Source organism: Fontivita pretiosa, assembly GCF_050410795.1.
In the GTDB taxonomy this organism is placed as follows: Bacteria; Planctomycetota; Phycisphaerae; order Tepidisphaerales; family Tepidisphaeraceae; genus Fontivita; species Fontivita pretiosa.
Map to the genome: position 1 here is coordinate 4,234,113 of NZ_CP191258.1, position 23,707 is coordinate 4,257,819.

24 protein-coding genes are annotated in these 23,707 nt (G+C 63.8%); 15 read left to right on the top strand and 9 right to left on the bottom strand.

Annotation, left to right across the window (positions count from 1 at the left end; genetic code table 11):
- Nucleotides 1-104: 104 nt before the first annotated feature.
- The gene (locus tag ACQS5P_RS17130; RefSeq protein ID WP_428937838.1) at nucleotides 105-1,106 is read right to left on the bottom strand and encodes a peptidylprolyl isomerase; all 1,002 of its coding nucleotides are present in this window, start codon (nucleotides 1,104-1,106) and stop codon (nucleotides 105-107) included.
- Between the two features lie 36 nt (nucleotides 1,107-1,142).
- On the opposite strand from ACQS5P_RS17130, the gene ACQS5P_RS17135 reads away from it, so the two are divergent.
- Nucleotides 1,143-1,523 carry a hypothetical protein gene (locus tag ACQS5P_RS17135; RefSeq protein WP_428937839.1) on the top strand — a complete coding sequence of 127 codons (381 nt, stop codon included), beginning with the start codon at nucleotides 1,143-1,145 and terminating at the stop codon, nucleotides 1,521-1,523.
- Nucleotides 1,524-1,711: 188 nt separating this feature from the next.
- Nucleotides 1,712-2,740 carry a type I glyceraldehyde-3-phosphate dehydrogenase gene (gene gap, locus ACQS5P_RS17140; RefSeq protein WP_428937840.1) on the top strand — a complete coding sequence of 343 codons (1,029 nt, stop codon included), beginning with the start codon at nucleotides 1,712-1,714 and terminating at the stop codon, nucleotides 2,738-2,740.
- A 78-nt stretch (nucleotides 2,741-2,818) separates the two neighbouring features.
- Here gap and ACQS5P_RS17145 read toward each other — a convergent pair whose 3' ends face one another.
- The 3 genes from ACQS5P_RS17145 to ACQS5P_RS17155 all read right to left on the bottom strand — a co-directional run bounded on the left by ACQS5P_RS17145 (nucleotide 2,819) and on the right by ACQS5P_RS17155 (nucleotide 5,179).
- Complete coding sequence (locus ACQS5P_RS17145) at nucleotides 2,819-3,637, bottom strand: TatD family hydrolase (protein ID WP_428937841.1); 819 nt, start codon at nucleotides 3,635-3,637, stop codon at nucleotides 2,819-2,821.
- Between the two features lie 9 nt (nucleotides 3,638-3,646).
- Complete coding sequence (locus tag ACQS5P_RS17150; protein WP_428937842.1) at nucleotides 3,647-4,153, bottom strand: hypothetical protein; 507 nt, start codon at nucleotides 4,151-4,153, stop codon at nucleotides 3,647-3,649.
- Nucleotides 4,154-4,246: 93 nt separating this feature from the next.
- The gene (locus tag ACQS5P_RS17155) at nucleotides 4,247-5,179 is read right to left on the bottom strand and encodes a phosphatidate cytidylyltransferase (protein ID WP_428937843.1); all 933 of its coding nucleotides are present in this window, start codon (nucleotides 5,177-5,179) and stop codon (nucleotides 4,247-4,249) included.
- Nucleotides 5,180-5,374: 195 nt separating this feature from the next.
- On the opposite strand from ACQS5P_RS17155, the gene ACQS5P_RS17160 reads away from it, so the two are divergent.
- Entirely contained in the window at nucleotides 5,375-6,220 is an 846-nt protein-coding gene (locus ACQS5P_RS17160) for a class I SAM-dependent methyltransferase (protein WP_428937844.1), read from the top strand.
- Nucleotides 6,221-6,268: 48 nt separating this feature from the next.
- Here ACQS5P_RS17160 and ACQS5P_RS17165 read toward each other — a convergent pair whose 3' ends face one another.
- The 3 genes from ACQS5P_RS17165 to ACQS5P_RS17175 all read right to left on the bottom strand — a co-directional run bounded on the left by ACQS5P_RS17165 (nucleotide 6,269) and on the right by ACQS5P_RS17175 (nucleotide 9,134).
- Nucleotides 6,269-7,108: an SDR family NAD(P)-dependent oxidoreductase gene (locus ACQS5P_RS17165; RefSeq protein ID WP_428937845.1), complete on the bottom strand. Its 840-nt coding sequence runs from the start codon at nucleotides 7,106-7,108 to the stop codon at nucleotides 6,269-6,271.
- A 92-nt stretch (nucleotides 7,109-7,200) separates the two neighbouring features.
- Complete coding sequence (locus ACQS5P_RS17170) at nucleotides 7,201-8,439, bottom strand: putative sugar nucleotidyl transferase (RefSeq protein WP_428937846.1); 1,239 nt, start codon at nucleotides 8,437-8,439, stop codon at nucleotides 7,201-7,203.
- 44 nt (nucleotides 8,440-8,483) lie between these two features.
- Nucleotides 8,484-9,134 (bottom strand): TlpA family protein disulfide reductase, encoded by a 651-nt coding sequence (locus ACQS5P_RS17175; RefSeq protein WP_428937847.1) that lies wholly within the window; start codon nucleotides 9,132-9,134, stop codon nucleotides 8,484-8,486.
- Nucleotides 9,135-9,418: 284 nt separating this feature from the next.
- Here ACQS5P_RS17175 and ACQS5P_RS17180 point away from each other — a divergent pair, with 284 nt between their 5' ends.
- Both ACQS5P_RS17180 and ACQS5P_RS17185 read left to right on the top strand, forming a co-directional pair.
- A complete protein-coding gene (locus ACQS5P_RS17180; RefSeq protein ID WP_428937848.1) occupies nucleotides 9,419-10,921 on the top strand; it encodes a YifB family Mg chelatase-like AAA ATPase in 1,503 nt (500 codons plus the stop codon).
- 106 nt (nucleotides 10,922-11,027) lie between these two features.
- Nucleotides 11,028-11,462 carry a cupin domain-containing protein gene (locus ACQS5P_RS17185; protein WP_428937849.1) on the top strand — a complete coding sequence of 145 codons (435 nt, stop codon included), beginning with the start codon at nucleotides 11,028-11,030 and terminating at the stop codon, nucleotides 11,460-11,462.
- A 106-nt stretch (nucleotides 11,463-11,568) separates the two neighbouring features.
- Here the strand turns inward: ACQS5P_RS17185 and ACQS5P_RS17190 are convergent, their stop codons facing one another.
- The gene (locus ACQS5P_RS17190) at nucleotides 11,569-12,132 is read right to left on the bottom strand and encodes an OsmC family protein (protein ID WP_428937850.1); all 564 of its coding nucleotides are present in this window, start codon (nucleotides 12,130-12,132) and stop codon (nucleotides 11,569-11,571) included.
- A 222-nt stretch (nucleotides 12,133-12,354) separates the two neighbouring features.
- On the opposite strand from ACQS5P_RS17190, the gene ACQS5P_RS17195 reads away from it, so the two are divergent.
- The 9 genes from ACQS5P_RS17195 to yidD all read left to right on the top strand — a co-directional run bounded on the left by ACQS5P_RS17195 (nucleotide 12,355) and on the right by yidD (nucleotide 22,086).
- On the top strand, nucleotides 12,355-15,114 hold the full coding sequence (locus ACQS5P_RS17195) for a Tat pathway signal sequence domain protein (RefSeq protein ID WP_428941039.1): 2,760 nt from the start codon (nucleotides 12,355-12,357) through the stop codon (nucleotides 15,112-15,114).
- A gap of 246 nt (nucleotides 15,115-15,360) precedes the next feature.
- Nucleotides 15,361-15,759, top strand: a complete 399-nt coding sequence (locus ACQS5P_RS17200) for a PilZ domain-containing protein (protein WP_428937851.1) — start codon at nucleotides 15,361-15,363, stop codon at nucleotides 15,757-15,759.
- Nucleotides 15,760-15,914: 155 nt separating this feature from the next.
- The gene (locus tag ACQS5P_RS17205) at nucleotides 15,915-17,309 is read left to right on the top strand and encodes an ABC transporter substrate-binding protein (protein ID WP_428937852.1); all 1,395 of its coding nucleotides are present in this window, start codon (nucleotides 15,915-15,917) and stop codon (nucleotides 17,307-17,309) included.
- A 4-nt stretch (nucleotides 17,310-17,313) separates the two neighbouring features.
- Nucleotides 17,314-18,303 carry a carbohydrate ABC transporter permease gene (locus ACQS5P_RS17210; RefSeq protein WP_428937853.1) on the top strand — a complete coding sequence of 330 codons (990 nt, stop codon included), beginning with the start codon at nucleotides 17,314-17,316 and terminating at the stop codon, nucleotides 18,301-18,303.
- Nucleotides 18,300-19,250 carry a carbohydrate ABC transporter permease gene (locus tag ACQS5P_RS17215; RefSeq protein WP_428937854.1) on the top strand — a complete coding sequence of 317 codons (951 nt, stop codon included), beginning with the start codon at nucleotides 18,300-18,302 and terminating at the stop codon, nucleotides 19,248-19,250. The genes ACQS5P_RS17210 and ACQS5P_RS17215 overlap by 4 nt, the downstream gene beginning before the upstream one ends.
- Before the next feature lie 121 nt (nucleotides 19,251-19,371).
- Nucleotides 19,372-20,388, top strand: coding sequence for an NADP-dependent oxidoreductase (locus ACQS5P_RS17220; RefSeq protein WP_428937855.1), 1,017 nt, complete (start codon nucleotides 19,372-19,374; stop codon nucleotides 20,386-20,388).
- 37 nt (nucleotides 20,389-20,425) lie between these two features.
- Nucleotides 20,426-21,427, top strand: coding sequence for a thioredoxin-disulfide reductase (gene trxB / locus ACQS5P_RS17225; RefSeq protein ID WP_428937856.1), 1,002 nt, complete (start codon nucleotides 20,426-20,428; stop codon nucleotides 21,425-21,427).
- Nucleotides 21,428-21,443: 16 nt separating this feature from the next.
- Nucleotides 21,444-21,839, top strand: coding sequence for a ribonuclease P protein component (gene rnpA, locus ACQS5P_RS17230; RefSeq protein ID WP_428937857.1), 396 nt, complete (start codon nucleotides 21,444-21,446; stop codon nucleotides 21,837-21,839).
- Between the two features lie 49 nt (nucleotides 21,840-21,888).
- A complete protein-coding gene (gene yidD / locus ACQS5P_RS17235) occupies nucleotides 21,889-22,086 on the top strand; it encodes a membrane protein insertion efficiency factor YidD (protein WP_428937858.1) in 198 nt (65 codons plus the stop codon).
- A gap of 1 nt (nucleotide 22,087) precedes the next feature.
- On the opposite strand, the gene ACQS5P_RS17240 is transcribed toward yidD, so the two are convergent.
- A complete protein-coding gene (locus tag ACQS5P_RS17240) occupies nucleotides 22,088-22,714 on the bottom strand; it encodes a sulfotransferase family protein (RefSeq protein WP_428937859.1) in 627 nt (208 codons plus the stop codon).
- 138 nt (nucleotides 22,715-22,852) lie between these two features.
- Here ACQS5P_RS17240 and ACQS5P_RS17245 point away from each other — a divergent pair, with 138 nt between their 5' ends.
- Nucleotides 22,853-23,680 carry a hypothetical protein gene (locus tag ACQS5P_RS17245; RefSeq protein WP_428937860.1) on the top strand — a complete coding sequence of 276 codons (828 nt, stop codon included), beginning with the start codon at nucleotides 22,853-22,855 and terminating at the stop codon, nucleotides 23,678-23,680.
- Nucleotides 23,681-23,707 lie beyond the last annotated feature (27 nt).

The following is a 23,707-nucleotide window of genomic DNA, read 5'->3' on the forward strand; positions in this document are numbered from 1 at the left end:
CGTGCATGGCGCGCCCGTCAAGTCGGACCCTGGGCACCGACACATCGACCCGGGCGCTTTGCATGTTCCGCTCCCCGCCGTGCCGGGCGACGCCACAGCCGCGGTCACGGTCCCGCCGGCGAGGCTGTCGCCGCCGGCGAGGTTGTCGCCGCGGGCGAGGCTGTCGCCGCCGGCGAAGTCGTCGCGACTGGCGAGAGATTCAACATCTGGGCGTAGGGGTTGTTGTCGCGCGTCACGGGCAGAATACGCACGGCGCGGATGATCTGGGGCGTCTGCGGCCGGCCGGTCTCCGGATCGGCGATCGGCGTTTTGGCGATCTCCTGCGAGACCTCAAATCCCTGGACAACTTTGCCAAACGCGGTGTAGCGTCCGTCGAGCTGCCGCGTGCGCGCGTAGTCCAGGCAGATGAAGAACTGGCTGCCGGCGCTGTTGGCGGCTTCGGGACGGGGCATCACGCCTTGCCGTTCGATCGGGTCGCCCTGGCGGGCCATCGACAGCACGCCCTCGCGATGCTCGCGGTTGCTGAACTCGGCCTCGATGTGATATCCAGGCCCGCCGGTGCCGTCGCCGCGCGGATCCCCGCCCTGAATCACGAACCCGGGCACGATCCGGTGGAAGCTCAGACCGTCGTAGTAGCCGCCCTGCGCCAGGCTGATGAAGTTAGCCACTGTATTCGGGGCCACGTCGTAGTAGAACATCACGGTCATCTCGCCGTGGTCGGTGCTGATGACCGCGTAGCTCAGCGGCTCGACCTTGATGACCATCGGCCCGGGAGGAGCGTCGCGACGCTTGTCCTCTCGCACCTGGATGACCAGTGGCGTGCCCAGAAACTGTGCCGGCGCAGCTCCCTGCGGCACGGCCAGAAGCAGGTAGGTTCCGGGAACCTGCAATTGCTGCCAGTGGTCGCGCAGGTTCACGGTGGTCTGTCCGGCGGGAAACTGCGCGGGCTGTCTGGGCTCAAGCGGCTTGCCCAGAAAGTCCAGCAGCATCAGCATCACCGGCTGATCGGCGCGCACCTCGACAGTGATGGGCTGATCGGGCGAAAACCACGTCTTGGCGGGAAACAGCACTGAAAACATCAGGATCGCGGACGCGACGGCTTGCATAGCATCTCCTTTGAGGCGATCCTAATGTCTGGACTGATGCCTGCAACTGCTGCGACCGCTCGGCTGTTCATCAACGGCAAGGATGTTGGACAGGTCCTTGTCAAATCCGCCGCCGACTCCTGGGGCTTCGGGGAGTTTTCGCCCAGCGAAGGGTTTTCAGAGTTCGCGGCACTGTTTGGCAACTGGTCGCTGCTGATGCACGCCGACGACGATGAGAAGCGCCTCAGCGAAGCGGCCTCGCAGGAGCTTCGCGCCGTCGAAACGGCGCTGGATGCGCTGCAATACAGGCTTTACCTGCACGCCGAGCGGCAATGGGTGGATCTGAGCCAGGTGAACATCGACGGTTCGCTGATCGAGTGGAAGGTGTCTCGCCGGCCGGCGAGTCCCCCCGGAGAACGACCAGCCGGCGAATTCTGAGCTGCGGCGCGGGTTGGTCGTGGGATTCCTTGACAGCTCACAGGAGCGTCTCTACCTTTGGCTGACTCGGCGCGGGTACGCGACGCGCGTGCCCGAAGTCCTCGCGGTGCTGTGTGACGAGAACCACAAACGATCGCGCGCGGGCGGCCTGCGGGCGCTTCGCGCCGCACGATCAGGGAGATCTTCCTATGGCTGTGAAAGTCGGCATTAACGGATTCGGACGCATCGGCAGGCTTGTGTTCCGCGCATCGGTGAACAACCCCGACCTCCAGTTCGTCGGGATCAACGATCTGGTGCCCGCGGACAATCTGGCTTACCTGCTCAAGTATGACACCGTGCACGGGCGATTCGAGGGACAGGTCCACGCCAAGGACGAAAAGACGCTGGTGGTCAATGGCCGGGAGATTCCCTGCTTCAGCGTGAAGGACCCGGCGGCGCTGCCGTGGAAGCAGGTTCAGGCGGATTACGTGGTGGAATCGACAGGTTTGTTCACGGACCAGGAGAACGCCGCCAAGCACCTGACCGCCGGCGCCAAGCGGGTCATCATCACCGCACCTACCAAAAGCCCGGAGACGGTGCCGACGATCGTCATCGGCGTGAACGAAAACACGTACGATCCGGCCAAACACAAGATCGTCTCCAACGCGAGCTGCACGACCAACTGCCTGGCGCCGCTGGCCAAGGTGGTGCACGAGAAATTCGGGATTGTCGAGGGATTGATGACGACGATCCATGCGGTGACCGCGACGCAGCCGACGCAGGACGGCCCCAGCAAGAAAGATTGGCGCGGCGGTCGGAACGCCTACATGAATGCGATCCCGTCGAGCACCGGCGCCGCCAAGGCCGTCGCGCTGGCCATGCCGGCGCTGAAAGGCAAGCTCACCGGCATGGCGTTCCGCATCCCCACGATGGACGTCAGCGCCGTGGACCTGACCGTCCGTACCGAGAAGGCCACCAGCTACAAGGAGATCTGCGCCGCGATGAAGGCCGCCAGCGAGGGCGAGCTGAAGGGGATCCTCGGCTACACGGAAGACGAGGTGGTCAGCAGCGACTTCATCACCGATCCGCGATCCAGCATCTTCGATGCCGGCGCCGGCATCGAGCTGAACAGCAACTTCTTCAAGCTCATCGCCTGGTACGACAATGAGTGGGGCTACAGCAACCGGGTGATGGACCTGCTGGTGTTGATGGCCAGGAAAGAGGGGTTGGTCAAGTAGAGGTTTTTGGGTGCGTTTAGATGGAGATCCTGCGGCTGCGCTTCGCTGCGACGCGGCGTAGCGCGGCCGCGGGGTCGCTTATAGCATCTCGATTGCCGGAATCTTCCATTTCTGACACTGCCCGAAGAAACGGCAGGGGTTGTTGAAGAAGATCTCGATCGCCTCGCGCTCGCTGTGCCCGCGGCTGAGAAACTCCAGGCACGTGTCGGTGAGCATGCTGGGGCTGGATTCGCCCCAGTCCGCGGCGCTGTTGACCATGATCATCTGCGGGCCGAACTGCTCCAGGATGTCGGCGGCGCGCTGCGGCGTGACCTTGGTCACGGGATAGACCGTCAGCCCCGCCCAAAAGCCATTGTCCCGCGCAAGTCGGATGGTGTGTTCCTCACAGTGGTCGATCAGCACCCGCTGCGGGCGAATTCGCCGATCGTTCTTGAGAATATCGACGATGATGCTGGTGCCCTTGTGCTTGTCTTCCAGATGAGGCGTGTGGATGAGGATGAGCTGATCCGTCCGTGCCGCCAGGTCCACCTGCTCTTCAAAGATCGTGATCTCATTGCGGGTGTTCTTGTTCAGCCCGATCTCCCCGATGCCCAGTACGGTCGGCCGGTCCAGAAACTGCGGGATAAGCTTGATTACCTCGCGTGAGAGCGAGACGTTTTCCGCCTCCTTGGCGTTGATGCACAGCCAGGAGTAGTGCTGAATGCCGTAGCGTGCCGCGCGGCGAGGCTCGTGATCGACCAGGTGGCGGAAGTAGTCGTAAAAGCTGGCGGCGGAGGAGCGGTCAAAGCCGGCCCAGAACGCCGGCTCGGAGACCGCCACCACGCCCGCCCGGGCCATGTACAGATAGTCGTCGGTTGTGCGACTGATGCAATGGATGTGGGGGTCGATGTACTTCATTGGGGCGACTCACTTTTTTCTGCGGGTGTCCGTTTTCTTCCCGGGCTTGGACCTGGCGGTTCTGGCCGCCGATGCCCGCTTCCTGCTGGCGCTGGCTGGTCTGCGGCGTCCGTGGGCGAAAAAGTCATTGTCCTGCTCCCAGGCCTGGATGTTCCGGTTGTAGATTTCGGTGATGATCTTGCGGACATCGCTCAGTTTGCGCCCGCCGCTGCGCGGCATCATCATCCAGCACAGCACCATTGCCTGGCGGATGAATCCGTCCGCCGGATAGGGCAGCAGGTTCTCAAAAAACGCCTGCGGCGAGGGTTTCTTGATCGACTCCCACACCTTCATGTTGCGGTCGAAGACTTCCTCCGCCCGCCGGCGGACGTTTTCGAACGTGCGATTCTCCGGGTCATACTCGCGCCACAGGGCATCCAGCGCCTGGCGGATCAGGTGATCTACTCCGTGCGGTCCCAGCGTGTGCAGCAGCTCCTTCGGCGAACGGCTAGTGAGACGGAACGCTTCCCAACTCATGGCCCGAATCGTAAAGCAGAGAAATGCCCAATGCCAAATGCGCGGCGCCTGATGCCTGCCTGAATGATTCATTCGGCATCGGGCATTCGGCCCTCAGAACAGGCTGAACATCAGGTACGCGAACGGGGCGGCCAGCAGAGGGCTGTCGATCACATCCAGCACACCACCGAAACCCGGGATCAGATTGCCGGAGTCCTTGACCTCCGCGTCGCGCTTGATGAGCGATTCGAGCAGGTCGCCGAGCTGACCGATTCCGCCGATGACGACCCCGAAGATCGCGCCTTTCCACCAGTCCAGGTGAAAGCTGGGGGGATTGATGAAGCTGGCGCAGACCGCGCCCACGCCCGCGGCGGTCAGCAGCCCGCACAGCAGTCCCTCCCAGGTTTTGCCGGGACTGAGCCAGGGGATCAGCTTGTGCCGCCCGAATGCCCGTCCGCCAAAGTACGCGCCGACGTCGGTGAACTTCACCACCAGCAGGATCATCACGATGATCATCGTCGAGCCGCTGTAGCGGTCGGGGCGGTAGGACTGCTTGACTCGCAGCGCCATCAGAAACCACGCCAGCCCGCCAAGATACAGCGTTGCCAGCACGGTCCCGGCCATGTGAGTGATCGCTTCGTGCGTCTGCCGAATCCAGGCGCGTCGAAGCGCTGCAAAGAGCATGGTGAACACGATGATGAACGCCAGCGCCGAAGTGCTGTAGAGCTGGAACTTGCGAAACTGCATGCAGAAGGCGTGGACCACCAGCAGTCCCGAGCCAATCGCGGAGATAAAGCGGTAGGGCTGGACGCGTTCGGCGGCAAAGAGAGTGGCCAGCTCCAGCGTGGCCGGGGGCAGCACGATCAGCAGTAGCACCAGCAGCCCGACACCGGCGATGCCCGCGGGCGGGCCGTCGGGCGCGCGCAGGTGATTCCAGCCGAGCTGCCGCGTCCAGACCTGCACCGCGTGGTCCACCCACAACAACAGCAGCAGCCCCGCCAGCATCATCGAGCCGAACGTCAGACGGTTTTTCAGTGCTTGTTCCATGTCGGCTTACCCGGCGCGGCGGCAGCCCATCGGCCAGGCCATGCCGGGGGCGGGCGACACTTTCCCCGCTGAAGCTTCTTCTGGCAAGTGCGTTGTGTCCTGCGAAGGTGCAGGCGCGCCGAGCAAGTGGGACATCTTGCCAGACGGCCAATTTCGATACTCAACTTCCCGCTGCCAAAGGGTACACTTATCGCCATGAGCAGTACCGCCCTGGCCGTTTCCGATGCTTCGTCGCGCGCGGCCGGCAGCCGCGCCATCCAGCTCCATCGTCCGCAGCCCGTGCGGGATGTGCCGTATGTTCCCTCGGATGAGAAAGTCGTCGAGGCGATGCTGGAACTGGCGGGGGTGAACGAGAAGGACGTCGTATATGACCTGGGTTGCGGAGACGGGCGAATCGTGCTGGCGGCGGCGCGTCGCGGGGCGCGCGGCGTGGGAGTGGACATCGACCTTCAGCGGATCCATGAAGCCCAGGACAATGCCCGCCGGGCCGGACTGACCGCTCGCGTCAGCTTCCTGCGCGCCAGCTTCTTCGACGTGGATTTGCGCGACGCGACGGTCGTGACCCTGTATCTTCTGCCCGGAATCAACATCAGGCTTCGCCCCAAACTGCTGTTCGAGCTTCGTCCCGGCGCGCGCGTCATCTCCAACAACTTTGACATGAAGGAATGGTCTGCCGACGAGCAGTTGGTCATTTATCATCGCACGCTGTACAAGTGGATCATTCCCGCCTGGGTGCAGGGAACCTGGAGCTGTTACATTTCGCGTTCCAACGGACGTCGGCGACACATGGTGCTGGAGCTGCAACGCCGGTTTCAACGGGTCTCGGGCAGCGCGCAACTGAACGGTCAGCGGGTGTACCTGGTGGAAGGACGGATCGAAGCCGATCGACTGAGCTTCGCACTGTGGCATCCGCAGCATCTGTTGCCGGCGATTCGCTTTCGCTGCACGGTGGAAGGCGACCAGCTTCGCGGGACCTGCCATGCCGACAGCCCCGGCGCTGACGCGACGACATGGGCCTGGGGAGGCGTGAGGCGAAGTTGAGCGCGTGCCGCCGTACCTGTGGATGCGGTGCACGCCAGGGCAGCGGGCCTACCAGAGGCGCAACCTGCGCGCCACATGCAGAACTGTTCGCGCTGCCGAGCGCAACGTGACCCGCTGCGCCCAGATGCGGATGCGGTTGGGCCGGCCCGTTACGATCACTGTCCATTTGCGGTCGATTCCGCGCATGGCTTCTTCGACGACCTGCTCGGGAGTCTGTGCGGTAGGGGGAATCTCCTGCTCGCTCAGCCCCGCCGCCGCCAGGAACGGCGTGCGCGTCACGCCCGGGCAGACGGCGAACACGTCCACGCCGGTCCCGACCAGCTCGCGCGACAACGCCTCGGTAAAGCTCTGGACAAACGCTTTGCTGGCGGTGTAGGCGACCATACCCGCCTCGGGTTCAAACGCGGCGATCGAGGAGACATTGATGATCGTGCCCCGGCCTTTGCGGATCATGCGAGGCAGCAGCAGTCGTGTCAGCGCCACGAGGCTGCGCACGTTGACATCCAGCGTCTGTTGAATCGAGCGAAGCGATTGCCGTGAAAACGGCACCCTGGCGCCCACTCCGGCGCAGTTCACCAGCGTATGCACGCGCAGCCGGTGGTGGTGACAGAATTGCAGAACCCGCAGCGGCGCATCCGCATCGCCAAGGTCCACAACCAGACTGGCAACTGATCGGGAATCCAGCGGATTGAGCTGCGCCAATTCGTCGGCGACCTCTCGCAGTCGCTTGCCGGCGCGGTCGATCAACAGCAGCCGATGTCCCCGCTGCGCCAGCGCGGTGGCGAAGGCGCGCCCGATCCCCGACGCCGCCCCGGTCACCGCCGCCACTTCCACGATTGAACTGCACGAAAAATCGGTCCGTTGACCGTGCTCTCCGACCAACTCCATGACCGGTTTCATAACCTGCGGCAACGTGCTTTGCATAGGGCCAATATCGGCATGAAACAGGTTGGACTCCTTACAGCCCGCGGGCTGTGCCCCTAACGCTCCACCTGCGGAGCGATCTGCTCAATATAGCGTAGAATTGCTTCGTCCGTCGAGCCAAGCGGCCTGTCCCGGCGCTCCATGGCACGCCGGGCCACCTCGATCGCCTTGTCCAGTTGATATTTCTGCATGCCCTGATCCGTCCAGAAACTGAAACTGGGCACAAACTTGGGCGCCAGCCCCGACCCGGCAAGCTGGCAGCAGGCGCCGATGTAGCTGCCGGTATTCAGCCGTGTGCCTATCGCGGTCTTGGTGTGGTCGCCAATGATCGACCCCAGCCGCCGGCGGCCGGTTTGCACCTTGCGCCCGCCGATCTGCAGCGTGACCTCGCCGTAGGTGTTCTTGAGATTGCTGGTGGTCGTGGCGGCGCCGAGGTTCACCCACGATCCCACAATGCTGTCGCCCAGATATCCATCGTGGGCTTTATTGGAGTATGGGCTGATGATCGAATTGGAGATTTCCCCGCCGACACGGCACATCGCTCCGATCGTCGTGCCGGAGCGGATCAGCGACACCGGTCGAACGTAGCTGTATTGCCCGATGTAGCACGGCCCTTCCAGAACGGCGTTGGCTCCGATGGTCGCGCCGGCATCCACCACCACCGGACCCCTGGAGGCGTCCAGCACACACCCTGGTCCGAGTTTGGCGCCGGGGGCGACGACGATGTTCTCCCGCTCGCCTGTCAAATGCCACGGACCATCGTTCAGCTTCTGGCTGGTGCCGCGAAAACGCACGAAGTCAGCCACCAGCGCCTCTTCGTTCCAGCTTACAAGATCCCACACGTGATCGATGTATCGCGCCTGGGGTATCGTGCGGGGCAGCTCCAGCAGCGTCAGCCAACGCTCGGATCGGCTCAACACGTCCTCGTGCGAGAGCCCGGCCATGTCCGTCACGTGGGCGAAGCGCACCAGGTCGCCTTCCTCGATTACCGCCGCCGGACCTTCAGGTATCTCGAACTTCGCAAGATGCAGGGTTCGTCCGGTGGTGATCAGGGCCGGCTGGGCGTCAAGCGGCTGATTGACGGCGGCGGGTATCTTCAGCGCAGGCAGGACGTAATTGCGACAGAACTCAGCAAGCTCGGGCCTCACCCACAATGTCAGCCGCGTCGGTTGCAGCAGTTCAATCTGCTTGTCCAGCAGCGTGCCCATCCCGCACGGCAGCATGAACGTCGGCTTGCTCAGTGACAGCGGTATGAACGAATCCCAGCGAATGCCCTCGAAAATGACCACGTGCATGCGGGGATTGTACCATGTTGTTCCCCAGCCAACGTCCTGGCCGTTCAGCGGATTTTGCTCAGCACCGCAGGCGGACTTGTCGCACGCGAGGAGCTCAGCGGACGCTCGGCCAGAAGCAGGTCGATCATGTTGGTGAACGACGTGGCGGCCAGAGGCGCGTCGGGCGAGGCGTCGTCGATCCCGCCGCGATAGCGGATCACACCCGCCGAATCGATCAATACAAACGTGGGGGTGCTGTCGATGGCATAGCGACGGGCGATCATCCCGATCGGATCGAGCAGCGTGATGCAATCAGACCCGGCCACGGCGCTGCGCTGGCGAACGCCACGAACCTGCTCGCGATCCTGATGGTCGATGTTGCTGTAAACCGACACCAGCTTCACCGCGCCGCTGGATGTGTATCGCTTGGCCAGTTCTCCCAGCCGCCTTGCGTCAGGCGCGTCCTCGGCCTCAGCGGAATGATCCTGCCCGGGCGGCGGGGCAAAGCAAACCACCACCACCTTGCCCTGCATCGATGAAAGGGACACGAAACGCCCATCCAGATCGGGCAGGCGAAATCCCGGCGCGACGGTTCCGGGCCTGCCAACTCGATCATTGGGTCTTTCCAGGCTGCCTGCCAGCACAATCGAGAACGCCACCACGAACACCCCCGCCGCCGCCAGCAGACCCAGTTGCGCATGCCATCGCGCGGGCATGCGCCCGCTGGGGCAAAGACTTGTGGAAACATTCAGACTGGCCGCTGGTGGCTGGGACCCGCTTTGTCCCGCTGTTGTGGCGGGCTGATGTAGCTGCTGGTGCATTCTCTGCCTCTCCTGCATTGCCAGTATACCCCGCTATCAACGGACAACCAAGACCTTAACAAAGGTTGCACGCGAAGAAAAATTTTCTCGGACCCAGTTCATACCCGCGCCCGCAAGCTGGCGCGGTTGCCCGGCCTGGCTTGGGCCGGCGGGGGTCGCCGCGATAAACTGCCGGCCGGTTGCTCTCGCGCATTCACAGCTTCATCCTGATCGGAATCGACCCGCAGCTTTGCGAGGTGGAGGCCGACGTCTCCAACCGCGGGCTGAGCAAAACGACGATCGTCGGGCTGGCGCAGGCGGCGGTGAAGGAGTCGATCGAGCGTGTCCGCCGCGCCATGATCAACAGCGGTTATCCTTTTCCATCCCATCACCTGCTGATCAACCTGGCACCGGCGGACGTGAAGAAGGAAGGCCCGGCGCTGGACCTGCCGATCGCCATCGGCCTGCTCCGTGGCACCAACGCGATCCAGACCGATCTTCACAAGCAGTTTCTGATTGCCGGGGAATTGGCGCTGGACGGGCGCGTGCGAAAGATCAAGGGGGCGCTTTCGCTGGCGATGCTGGCGAAGGAAAAGGGCTTCCGCGGCGTGATCCTGCCGCAGGAAAACGCCCGCGAGGCCGCCGTCGTCGAGGCGATCCAGGTTTATCCCGTGGCCAACCTTTCGCAGGCGGTGTCGTTTCTCAACGAGCAGCTTCCGCTGGAGCCGTTCGAGCTGGACGGCGAGGTGTTCCAGGCATCGAAGCTCGCGCCGGCATTGGATTTCGCTGACGTGCGCGGACAGGAAGCGGTCAAGCGCGCGATCACCATTGCCTGTGCCGGCGCGCACAACATTCTGATGGTCGGCCCGCCGGGCACGGGCAAGACGATGCTGGCGCAGCGGATGGCCGGCATCCTGCCGCCGCTGAGCCGCGCGGAGTCATTGGAGACCACGCGCATCTACTCGGCCCTTGGGCTGCTGCCCGACGGCATCGCGCTGATGGACCAGCGACCCGTGCGCACGCCGCACCACAGCGCCACGGCGCAATCGCTGATCGGCGGGGGGACGATCCCGCGCCCGGGCGAAGTCTCGCTGGCGCATCACGGGATTCTGTTTCTTGATGAGTTCCCCGAATTCAGCCGATACGTGCTGGAGATGCTCCGCCAGCCGCTGGAAGGCGGCGAAGTGACGATCGCCCGCGTGCACGGCTCGATCCGTTTCCCCGCGCGGTTCATGCTGGTGGCCGCGATGAACCCCACGCCCAGCGGCTACGCCAACGACCCGCGCGCTCGCGAGAAGTACCTTGCGAAGTTGTCCGGGCCGCTGCTGGATCGTATCGACATTCATGTCGAGGTGCCGTCGGTGCCGTACCACGAATTGACCGCCAGGCGTCCCGGCACCGACAGCGCCACGATGGCGACGGCGGTCCAGCGGGCCAGACAGATCCAGCACACGCGCTTCAAGGACGCCCAGACCACAAACTCCCGGATGGACAGCAGGCAGCTCAAGCAGTTTGCAGACCTGAGCGACGGTTGCCTGCTGCTGATGAAGCAGGCGATGAATGAGCTTGGCCTGAGCGCTCGCGCGTATGACAAGGTAAGGCGAGTGGCGCGGACGATTGCCGATCTGGAAGGCTCGGACGCGATCCAGGAACACCACATCGCCGAGGCGGTGCAGTACCGGTTGCTGGATCGGAGATATTGATTGGACCGTCCTTCCTTTGTTTGGACAGCAGCGAGCAGGACACGGCGAAGGCAAACCCCGGCCCTGAAGGCTGGTCCGGGCGGGGAGCTTGCGGGGATGGTGCATCATGATCCCGGCGTTGCTCTTTCGGAATGACGAGCTGCGCAATGATCCGGCGCTGAAAATGCGCGGGGCGCGGAAGCTGGTGGTTACTCAACTCAATCCGGCATCCGAGCGGATTGCCGATGAAGTCGTCTGGCGCGCGCCGGCATCGCCCGTTGAACGATGCGCTGTCCAGGTCATGCCTGACACGGAAGTCGCGGTTTTCAACCAGCACGCACAGCAGACCCGCCACTGCCACCGCCTCGGAACCGAGATGTACATGGTCCTCGAGGGCATGATGACGATCGAAGTCGAGGGCGAGATGTATCAGCTCGCGGCCGGCGACATGATCATCGTCAATCCCGGCGCGCGTCACGAGGTCAAGCGCCTAGGGCAGTTCCTCTGCCGGGTCGTCACCGTGCACTGCGGCGGGGCGGCGGACAAATACTCGGCTCCTTGATGGCGAAAATACAGCGAAACAACACGAAGGCACGCGAGGGACCACTGCTGGTCCTTCGCGTGCGCTTCGTAGCTTCCTGTCTTCGTGGCTCTGACCAGTCGCCAGGCTACTCCACCACGAGCGTGCCGTTCAGTCTGATGGCGCTGGCGATGTTGAAGCGGTTGGGGCTGAGGCGGCTGACGGTCTCATGCACCTTCTGAAACTGCTCCGCCGTGCCGTTGCCCTTGATGTGCACTGTGTATTTGAGCGAGTCATACCCGGGCTTGACGCTCGGATCGATGCCCAGGAACCCGCGCAGATCGATGTCGCCTTCGGTTTCGATGCGAAGCTCTTCCAGCTCGATGCCGTGCAGCGCGCAGGCGCTGGCGTAGCCGACGGTCATGCAGGCGTTCAGCGCCGCCAGAAGGTACTCCTGCGGGTTGGCGTATTGGTTGGTGCCACAAAGCTCGCACGGCTCGTCGATGCGGATGGTGAAGTCCTTGTCCACGCGTTGCCCGCCGATGTGGAAGTGCTTCACGCTCGTGTCGGAGCGGGTGCCGCCTTTCCATCGCGTGCTGACCTGCCAGCGGGTCATTGCCTTTGCCGGATCGGCGGCGATGGCGCTGATGGCGTCGCGAAGGGCCTGGGTGTCGATGCCGTTGACCACGGTTGAACCAAGCGTCTGCGTCATGGCGATCTCCTTTGGGTAAGAGTTGCCCGGCACATGGCAACGCCGGTGCCAGGCGGCGGCAGCCGCGGCAACCACGGCTCGGACATGAGATTGCAATTTGATTGACAATCGAACCGCAAGACGCGACTTTTCGCGTTTCGGGAGATTTCGCGCCGGCGGCTGATCAGATCTCGCGCCGGCGGACAGATCGTTCATGTACACAGTGAGGTGATGATGGCGGAACTGTCCCGGTTGTCACGGCGGGAATTTGTGGTCAAAGCGGCGGCGGTGGCGGCGGCGATGCAGTTGCCGGCAGGCACGGCCAACTCGCAGCAGGGCACAGGGGAACCGGCAGCCACCACGGCTGCGACTCAGCAGGATCGGCAGATGAACACCCAAGTGGCTCTTCGGTGGCTCGATGCGGCCACTCCCGCTCAATGCCCGGGAACCACCTGGGGCGTGCCCTGGCCACGCGGCGCCGTCCAGCCCGACCAGCAGTTCGCGCTGCGCGACGCGAATGGTCAGGCGATTGCCATGCAGTCCTGGCCGACCGCTTACTGGCCGGACGGATCGCTGAAGTGGACGGCCCACGCGATCTCGCCTGCCTCCGGCCAGCTCAGCGAACGATACGTGATTGCCCCCGGGCCGGCGACACAGCCGCAGCAGACACTCACGGTCCACCAGAGCGACGAAGCGATCGAAATCGATACGGGCGTGATCCGCTGCCGCATTCGACGCAGCGGCGAATCGATCATCGAGTCAATCGATCGAGAGGGCAAAGCGATTGCCCGCGGGGCGCGGCTGGTCTGTCTTCGCCGCAACAGCCCCGAACCGGATGAGCAGGGCCAAATCATTCAACAGCAGTTCATCGGCAGCATTCAGCAGGCCAGCGTCGAGCAGTCGGGTCCGCTGCGCGCGGTGGTGCGCATCGAGGGCCGACACGTCGCCGCCGACGGGCGCGCCTGGCTTCCGTTCGTGCTTCGGCTGTACCTCTACGCGGGCTCGGAAGCAGTGCGGATCATGCACACGTTTATTTTCGACGGTGATGAGCAGGCGGACTTCATCAGCGGGCTGGGCGTGCGGTTCGACGTGCCGATGCGGGATGAGCTGCACGATCGGCACGTGCGGTTTGTCGGCGAGGGCAGCGGGCTGTTTGGCGAGGCGATCCGCGGGCTGACCGGCCTGCGCCGCAACGCCGGCGAGCAGGCGCGGCGGGCGCAGGTCGCCGGCGAGCCGACTCCGCCCGTGCAGAGCCTGCCCGAAAGTGTCCGCACACGCCTGCAATTCATCCCCGCCTGGGGCGATTATACGCTCAGCCAGCTCTGTGCCGACGGTTTCCAGATCCGCAAGCGCACGAAGATGGGCCACGGCTGGATCAGCGCCGGCGCGGGTCGGCGTGCTTCGGGGGTGGGATACATCGGGGGCGTCAGCGGCGGGGTGGTGTTCGGGCTGCGCGACTTCTGGCAGCGGCATCCGACACAGCTCGACATCCGCAACGCCGCCACGGACCAGGCGCAGGTCACGATCTGGCTCTTTTCGCCGCAGGCGCCGCCGATGGATCTGCGTTTCTACCACGATGGGATGGGGATGCAGACGCACCGCGACGAGCTGGAAGGGCTGGAGATCACCTACGAGGACTACGAGAAGGGCTTCGGCACGCCGGTGGGCATCGCCCGGACCAGCGAGATGATGCTGTGGGCGCTGCCCGCCACGCCCTCGCGGCAGCGGATGATCGACATGGCCGACGCGGTACGCAAGCCGCCGCTGCTCGTGTGCGCGCCCGAGCATTACGTGGCGACGCAGGTCTTCGGCGGACTGTTCAGCGTGCCGGATCGTTCCACTCCCGCCAGGGCGCGCATTGAAGACCGGCTCGATTTCTTCATCGAGTACTACCAGAAGCAGATCGAGCAGCACCGCTGGTACGGGTTCTGGGACTTCGGCGACGTGATGCACAGCTACGACCCGGATCGGCACGTGTGGCGATACGACGTCGGCGGCTATGCGTGGGACAATTCCGAGCTCTCCCCGGACCTGTGGCTGTGGTACAGCTTCCTGCGAACCGGTCGGGCCGACATCTTCCGCATGGCCGAGGCGATGACCCGCCACACCGGCGAGGTGGATGTGTATCACCTGGGGCGATTCGAGGGGCTGGGCTCGCGGCACAACGTGCAGCACTGGGGATGCAGCGCCAAGCAGGTTCGGATCAGCACGGCGGCGTATCGGAGGTTTTACTACTTCCTGACCGCCGACGAGCGAGTGGGGGATCTGCTTCGCGAGCAGGTCGATTCGGATCAGACGTTTTTGACTCTGGATCCGATCCGCAAGATTCGCCGTGAGCCTTACACGCCACAGCGCAACGCGCTGGCCGTTGGATTCGGCACGGACTGGGGATCGCTGGCGGCGGCGTGGCTGACGGAATGGGAGCGGACCGGGCAGGCCCGATGGCGCGACCGGCTGCTCAACAGCATGCGGTCGATTGGCTCGATGCCTCACGGCTTTTTCACTCGCGGCGCATTGTTCGATCTGGACAGCGGCGCGTTCTGGCTGAAAGAACCGGGCGATCCGGGCGTGGGCGTATCGCACCTCAGCGCCGTGTTCGGACTGGTCGAGATCTGTGCCGAGCTGATCATGCTGCTGGATGTACCGGAGTTTGAGCGGGCATGGCTCCAGTACTGCGAGCTGTATAACGCCACGCCCGAAGAACAGCGCGCCGCCCTGGGGCAAAGCCTCAGCGGCACCAGCCTGCGGGATGCGCACTCGCGGCTGAGCGCCTACGCGGCGCGGCGCAAATCCGACCGTCGTTTGGCCGAGCGCGCCTGGCGGGAACTGCTGGGGCGCGGCGGGTTGCCCACCCCGCCGGCCGTGCAACGAATCGAAGGCCCGCACGTGCTCAACCCGATCGACGAAGTGCCCTGGGTCTCGACGAATTCGACGTCGCAATGGAGCCTGGCGGCGATCCAGAACCTGGCGCTGGCCGGGGAGGCAATCCCGGAGCCGGGCTGAAGCTTATGGGGCATTGGAAGTCTGCGGGTTGAGCGAGGGGACTTTGATTCGGTTGAATCGAAAGGAGTTTTCGCCACCGATCGTTTGATTGCGCAGAATTGCCCATATGAGCCGTGCCCGCCAGCTTTACCCGCGGCCGGGCGTTCGGCGCGGTTGGGTTGCCTGAGACGCCGTGGATCTCGGCGTGTAAAAGGGGCGATCGGTCTTATCTTGCCCGCCGGGCTGGTCGATTTAAGGAACGTGGAGTTGCCGCAGACCATCGAAGCTGCCGCGCGGGCGCAGGTCGAGCATGATCGCCGCCGCTCGCCACGCGAGCCGCGACACCAGATCGGGTTGTTCGTGGTGCACCATCCTGATGGTCCACGTCAGACGCTGGTGGCGGCGGTGCGCGATATCTCCCGCGAAGGAATTGGCATCGAATCCTGCGAGCCGCTCGAGGTGAACGATCTGTTCCTCTACCGCGCCGATGGGCCCGATGGGGTGGAGGTGTCGCTGCTCTATCGGGTGGTTCGCTGCCAGCCGAGTTGCTGCGGACAAGCCGACCAGTGGACGATCGGCGGGGAACTGGTATCGGTCGCGCCCACGGAAGAGACCATCGCCGAGCAACTGCACATCGCACGCCTGCGGCGGGCCATTTTGCGATAGCACCATCGCTGGCACGAGCCGGCCTGTCCATCCCGCACGAGGGGTTTGTCCCCGCCCATTGCCAACGCGTATCATTGAAATCAGCTCAACGAGGCTGGTTTGCGGCGCGGCGAATTGAGTTGACATCCGCTAAGGAAAACGGTTACCTGAAATCGATGGACTTCCCCTACGGCAAAGCGCCTCTGGCGATCCTGATGCTGGCGATCGTCTCCGGCGTTGCGATCCTGTTCAGCGGCAGCACCGCCGCTCAGCGCAAGCCCGATCTGATCTTCGCCACCTTCACCAAGGAACACGCCGCCGCCTATCGGCCCGCCATCGCCGAGTTCGAGAAACAGCATAACGTCCAGATCCAGCTCCAGGTGGTAGATCAGCGTGCGCTTCAGGGGCGGCTTCAGTCGGCGCTTCAGGTTGGCGCCGACGTGCCCGACATGGTCGAGTTGCTGGACAACACGATGGGGATCTTCACCCGCGGGCCGATCGAGGACGTTGGCTTTGTCGATCTGACCGAGCGGGTGAAGTCGAGCGGGCTGTATGACAAGCTGGTGAACAGCCGCTTTGGGAAATGGTCCAGCCGGGGGCACATCTTCGCGCTGCCGCATGATGTGCACCCGACGATGCTGGCGTATCGCAAGGACCTTCTGGATCAGCTCGGCATCGACGTGACAAGGCTGACGACCTGGGAGGAGTTCTGCCGCGTGGGCAGAGAAGTCACCCAGGATCTCACTGGCGACGGCGTGCCGGACCGGTACATGATCGACCTGCCCGCCGCCGAGCCCTGGGCACTTCGCCTGCTGCTGCTTCAGCGAGGAGTGACGATCGTCAACGAAGCCGGCGAGGTGGCGTTCGACGACGAACGCGCGGTCGATGTGTTCTGCTGGTACATCAGGCAGATTCAGGGGCCAGATCGAATCAGCTTTCCCTGCGGGTGGGGGCAGAACCTGGCCAAGTCGATGATCGACGGGTTGTGCCTGTTCTACATCTGCCCGGACTGGCGGACGCGACAGTTCCAGATGGACGTGCCAAGCCTGGCGGGAAAGATGAGTCTGATCCCGCTGCCGGCTTGGGAGCCGGGTGGAATCCGCACCAGCACCTGGGGCGGGACGGGTCTGGCGTTTACCAAACGGGGGCGGAACTTCGAGCTGGCGTGGAAGCTGGCGATGTACCTGTACTACGACCCCGAGCAGCTCGGCCCGCGGTTCGCCGACACCAACATCCTCCCGCCGCTGGTGGAGGCGTGGGATCAGCCCGAGTTCCACGCGCCGCGGGATTTCTACTGCGGCATTCGCCTGGGGAAAGTCTTCGCCGAACTGGCGCCGCAGGTTCCCGTCGAGTACGCCAATGCCTACATGACCCTGGCCGAAGGAAAGATGAACGAGGCGTTCGCCAACGCGGCGTTGTATCACCGTGAACACGGCGAGCAGGGGCTTCGCGAGTATGTGCGCAGCGAGCTGAAGCGCTGCGCCGACCGCGTGAGGGTGATCATGAACCGCAACGTGTTCCTCAAGGAGGATGCCGCCGTGTCCGCCGGTGCGGCCACAGGAGACGAGTAAACCGATGAGCGTACCGCCCTTGAGCACGATGCCCACACCCGCGACGGCCGAGCGAATTCACCTGGCCGTCGGCGAACGCGCCGCCACCGGCGGCGGTCGCGGCGGGGGGTGGTGGAAGCTCCGCACCAGGTCCGCCCCATACCTGTTCCTGCTGCCCTACTTCCTGGTCACCGCTGTCTTTTTCCTCTACCCGCTTGCCTACGCGACGATCCTGGCGTTCTACCAGACGCAAGGCCCGGCGCGACGCGCCTTTGTCGGACTGGAGAACTTCCGCTTCGTCCTGTCGGATCCCGACTTCCACACCGCCTTGTGGAACACCACCATCTTCACCATCTGCTCGATCTGTATCCAGCTTCCGCTGAGCCTTGGCCTGGCGCTGATGCTCAACGCGCGAAACGACCGCACCAAGGGCTTTTTCCGCCTGGCGATCTTCTCCCCCAACCTCGTGGGGCAGGTCTTCGTGGGCATACTGTTCCTGATGCTATTCACGCCGCGCTACGGGTTGTTCAACCGGCTGATTCATGCCCTGATCGGCTGGGGGTTGGAACAGCGCTGGCTTCAGGACCCGACGCTGGTCATGCCCGCCATCGTCATCGCCGCCCTGTGGCTGTACGTGGGGTTCAACATGATCTATTTCCTGGCTGCGCTGCAAAATGTCGATCAGAGCCTGGTGGAGGCGGCCAGAATCGACGGCGCCGGCCCGGCAGGGGTCTTCCTGCACGTGACGCTGCCTTCGATCGCGCCGGTGGCGACGTTTGTCGTCGTCACCAGCACCATCGGCTCGTTCCAGCTCTTTGAGCTGCCCTACACGCTGCTTCAGGGCTACGGCCCCAAGAACTCAGGGATGACCGTCGTCGGGTATCTGTACACCAACGCTTTTGAGAGCGGCGACCTAGGCACCGCCGCCGCCGTCGGCTGGCTGCTGACCTTCATCATCCTCACGGTCAGCCTGATTCAGATTCGTCTGTCGCGCGTGATGGGGAGCGATCGATGATGCTGCTGCTGTCGATATCGGTGCACCTTCATCCGCTTCAGTGGATGCTGCTGGGGCTGGCGGCGGTGTTTGTGGCATTGCTGCCGATCTCGCGCAAGCTCGCCTGGCAGTATGCCCGCTTCACCACCCTGGCGATCGTCGGCACGATCATGCTGCTGCCGTTCGTGTGGCTGATCTGCGCCGCCTTCAAGGACAAGGACGTGCTCAACGAGTACATGTTCCTGCCCCCGCCGTCCAAAATCTCGTCAAAAACGGTCAACACCGGCAACTTCCGCACGCTGTTTGCCGACAAGCAGACCATCCAGGGTCCGGTGAACTTCTGGCGATATGTGGCCAACTCGATCTTCCTGGCGTCGGCGGGAACGTTCGTCTCGATGGTCTTCAGCTCGATGGGCGGCTACGCGCTGGCCAAATACCGCTTCCGCGGCAGGATTCCGCTGGTCACGTTCATGCTCGCCTCGCTGACCATTCCCGGCGTGGTGCTGCTGGCGCCCAACTTCGAGATCATCTGGCGGCTGGGTTGGATGGATTCGTACCTTGCGCTTCTGGTTCCCGGTTGCGTCAGCGTGTTCGGAATCTTCCTGTACCGCCAGGCGATGCTCGGCGTGCCGGATGATCTGATCGAGGCCGGGCGGATCGACGGCTGCGGGGAGTTTCGCATCTACCTGACACTGGTGATGCCGCTGGTTCGTCCGATGACCGGCGCGTTCTGCCTGATCAGCTTTTTGGGTTCATGGAACTCATTTTTGGCCCCCAACATCTATCTTCAGACCCAGAGCAAGCTGACGCTGCCGGTGGTGCTCAACCAGTACATTGGCGAGTACAATCAGCAATACGGGGTGTTTCTCGCGGGCACATTGCTGGCGATCATCCCGCCGGCGGTGCTGTTCTTCTCGCTACAGCGCGAGTTCATCAGCGGCCTGACCAGCGGCGCGGTCAAACAATGATCTGGCCGCTTGTGCTTGCCTGAAGAATCGCGCCGCGACGGACAGCAGCGGTTGGCGTGGCTGGCGGCCTGTTGCATCCGGAGGCATCATGTTCATTGCTCCGCTTGTTTGGATCCTGTGCATGGCAGAGCTCACGACGCCGCCAACCACACTTCCGGCCAGCATGCAGGCGATTTGCATTCGCCAGCCTGGCGGGCCGGAGGTGCTGCGACTGGAACAGTTGCCGCTGCCTGTGCCCGGGCCCGGGCAGATGCTGGTGCGCGTGCATGCCGCGGCGGTCAATCCGATCGACTGGCGAATCCGCTCCAGCGGCAGGCGTCTGTCCGGCGATGCCGGACCCTACGTGCCCGGCTTTGATCTCAGCGGGGTTGTCGTCAGCATCGGCCCGCAGGTCAGCCGATTCAAACCCGGCGATGAAATCTTCGCCATGCTGGATCTGCGCCGCGGCGGCGCGTACGCCGAGTATGCCGTCGTCAGCGAGTCCGAAGCGGCGGGCAAACCCGCAAGCGCTTCGTTTCTCCAGGCCGCCGCCGTGCCTCTGGTTGCACTGACCGCCTGGCAGGCGCTGTTCGACACCGCCGCACTCCAGCCGGGACAGACCATCCTGATTCACGGCGGCGCCGGGGGTGTCGGCTCGATGGCGGTGCAACTGGCCAAATGGAAGGGGGCAACGGTCATCGCTACGGCGTCGGCGGGCAATCACGAGTTTCTGCGCTCGATAGGCGCCGACCGGGTAATCGACTATCGCACCGAGCGATTCGAGCAGATCGTCCGTGACGTGGACGTGGTGCTGGACACGGTCGGCGGGGATACGCAGACGCGGTCGTTTCAGGTGCTTCGTCGCGGGGGGATTCTGGTGTCGATCGTCGGCCCGCCGTCGCGGAAGCTGGCCGAGGAGGCGGGCGTGCGCGTCGCGTCGATTCTGGTGCGGCCGGACTTCAGGCAGCTTGCACAGATTGCGCAACTGATCGACGCCGGACAGATCAAGCCGGTGGTGAGCCACGTTTTTCCTCTGAGCCAGGCCGCCGCCGCTCATCAGCAGAGCGAAACGCGTCACACTCGCGGCAAGATCGTGCTGGAGATTGTCGCGGACAAGCCGCAGCCCGCCACCGCGCCGGCCGCGACCGGCGCGCCGTGATTTTCCCCGGCTCAGGCCGGCGCGTAGAATCGTGTCTATGGCCGAATCACAGACGAGCGGATCTGCGGTGGAAAAGATCGTGATCGTGGGGTCGGGTCCTGCGGCGTGGACGTGCGCGATCTACGCCGCCCGGGCGAGCCTGAACCCACTGGTTTTCGAGGGAGCGATTTCCGAGGAAAACCGCCTGCGCGGCACCTTACCCCTGGGACAGCTCAATCTCACCACCGAAGTCGAGAACTTTCCCGGATTTCCCGAGGGTGTGTCCGGTCCGGAACTGATGCTGCGAATGCGTCGGCAATCGGAGCGTTACGGCACGCGGGTCATCACCGAAGACGTGGTCTCGGTGGATCTGAGCCGCCGGCCATTCGTCGTGACCGATTCTGCCGGAAAATCGGTGCAGACGCATGCGCTGGTGGTAGCCACCGGCGCCAGCGCGAACTATCTGGGTCTGGCCAGCGAAGAGCGGTTCAAGAACCGTGGTGTTTCGGCGTGCGCGGTGTGCGACGGGGCGCTGCCGCGGTTCCGCAACCGCCCGTTGGTGGTGGTGGGCGGGGGGGACTCGGCGGCCGAAGAGGCCATCTATCTCACCAGGTTCGCCAGCGTCGTGTATCTGGTGCATCGCCGCGACACGCTGCGGGCATCGAAGGTGATGGCCGAGCGGCTGCTGAGCAATCCGAAGGTCAAGCCGATCTGGAACAGCGTGGTGGAGGAAGTGCTGGGCGACGATGAGCGAGGTGTGACCGGTGTGCGCGTGAAGAACCTGCAAACCGGCCAGACGCTTACGCTCGAGGCGTCGGGCATGTTCGTGGCGATCGGACACACGCCCAATACCCGCTTCCTGAACAACCAGGTGCAGGTTGATGCGAAAGGTTTCATTGTGCTGAAGGATCCGTTTCGCACGACGACCAGCGTTGAAGGCGTGTTCGCCGCTGGCGATGTGGCGGACCCGATCTACAAGCAGGCGGTCACCGCCGCCGGGATGGGCTGCAAGGCGGCGCTGGACGCGGAGCGGTGGCTCGCCGCTCAGGGGATACACTGAGGCACGGCTTCTGCTCATGACGACCCGATACACGTTTCCGCGGTCGCGCCGCCTGGGGGGAAGAAACACGTTCAAGGCCATACGTGATCGCGGAGTGCGGGAGTCCCGCGGGCCGCTGACACTCTGGGCGGTCCGCAATGACCTGGGCCACCATCGACTGGGTATCAGCATCGGGCGGCATGTCGGCACTGCGGTGAGACGCAACCGGATCAAGCGATTGCTGCGCGAGAGCTTTCGATTGATGCAGCATGATATCCCGGACGGCTACGACATCGTGATCGCCGTTCGACGCCACGAGCCGATGATCCTTGCGGAATACCAGAAGCTGCTGTCGGCGATGCTTCTGAAGGCGCACGCCAGGCTCTCGCGCCACACGCCTCACGCTTCGCCTGGTACGGGAGAGAAAAAGTAGACAGCTATGGCACGTATTGGCGACTTCATCCTTTGATGCTGTGCGCTGGATGCTGATCCAACTCGTGTTGATGTACCGGGCGACGCTCGGGCAGTTCATGGGCGGCCACTGCCGGTTTCAGCCGACGTGCAGCCAGTACGCGATCGACGCGATCAACAAGTATGGTGCGCTGCGCGGCGTGTGGCGGGCGATCAAGCGAATCGCCCGCTGCCATCCCTTCGGCGGCGGCGGCTATGATCCGGCGTAGGTCAGGCACTGGCCTGACTGCGATTGCGATACAGCTCGGGATCGACCGCGGCGATCATCCCGGACTGATCAAGATTCATGCCGAGAAAGTAGCTGATCCGGGCGGCGTGTTCGGCGGGGTCGGCGATGAGCTGATGGTACCACACCTCGATCATTCGGAAGTTCGGCTGCGCCTGCACCCACTGCCTGACCTGATTCACCTGCGTCTGAAACGTTCTGGCCAGAATCGCGTCGCTCAATCCGCCGCCTGACTTGCCCGCGTCAGCCAGCATTTTGCGTTGCGAGATGAGCACCTCCTCGATGCGACGGTGCATGAAGATGAGCTGGTAATGCCGATTCGGTGGGAGGTTCGGCACAAGCAGATGCACCATCTTCACCGCCTTGCCATGGGCCTGGTCCAGCCACGATTGGTCGGTTTGGATTCGCTTGACCGGTTCGTACTCGAAATAGCCGCGCGGATTGTGCGCGTCTGGTTGACGAATGCCGTCGGTCAGGACCGGCATTCCGCCGGCATCCAGCATCTGCATCATCAGGCTGGTTCCGGAACGGGGCAGTCCGGAAACGATCGTAATCGGCAGTTGCTGCAAGAGCTGGCTGTACTGGCTTGACGAAAATGGAGGATTTGACATGGGTAAACTTGCGCGACCGGCCGAGCGACAGTGGCGAATTCCGCCTTGACCATGCTCAGGAAAAGCATAGATTCTGCAAAGCCTGCTCGCAACGAGTCGTTCCTGCGATGACCTCCGCCACGGAGAGGAGATTGAACAATGGATCAGAACGTGGGTGCAGCTTCCGAGTCGCAGCGTTACCGCCGGCGTGCTGATGTTCCAGGCTCGCTTCAGAAGCGGGTGGACAGGCATCTGCTGGCTTGCGCGGCGGCGACGGCACTGAGCGCCGCCGGCGAGCAGGCGCAGGCGGCCATCCAGTACAGCGGCCTGCTCGACTTGCCGGTGGATGCAACCCGCTCCTCGGGCATTTACATCGATGTGGACGGGCTTCTGACCGATCGCCCGCCTCCAAGCAATCCCCAGCAGGGCACGATCCTCTCGGCCTGGGATCTGAACATCTTCAACGTCAACTTCAGCGACCCGCAGGAACAGGGCAAGGGGGTATTTCTGTACACGCCGGCGGCGCGACCGGCGGCGGCGATGGGCAACAAATCCGGCGACGGCGCTTATGCCTACGTCAGCAGGCTGGGAGCGGGCGTGACCGTCGGCCCGGCTGGCCCGTTCATCTCTCCGCCGCCTCCCACGGGCTTTGCCTATCCGTTCTTCACCTATTCCGACGCAACTCCACCAGATCAATACCCGTTGCCGGGCGTGCAATGGTCTGGCGGGGTGACCAACGGGTTCATGGGTTTCCGCTTCACGGCGGCGGACAATCAGACCCACTTCGGCTGGGCGAGATTGAACATTGGCACCCGGGCGCAGAATCACCAGATCGTGCTGCGCGACTTTGCATGGGAGACTTCGCCGAACACTCCCATCGCCACCGGAGCGATTCCCGAGCCGTCGCTCGCCACGGCGCTGGGATTCCTGGCGCTGGGCGCGGCGGGTATTCGCCCGACGCGGCGCTTGCGGGAGTTGCAGCGGTGACCTGCGAGCGAACCGTGGTTTGATTCT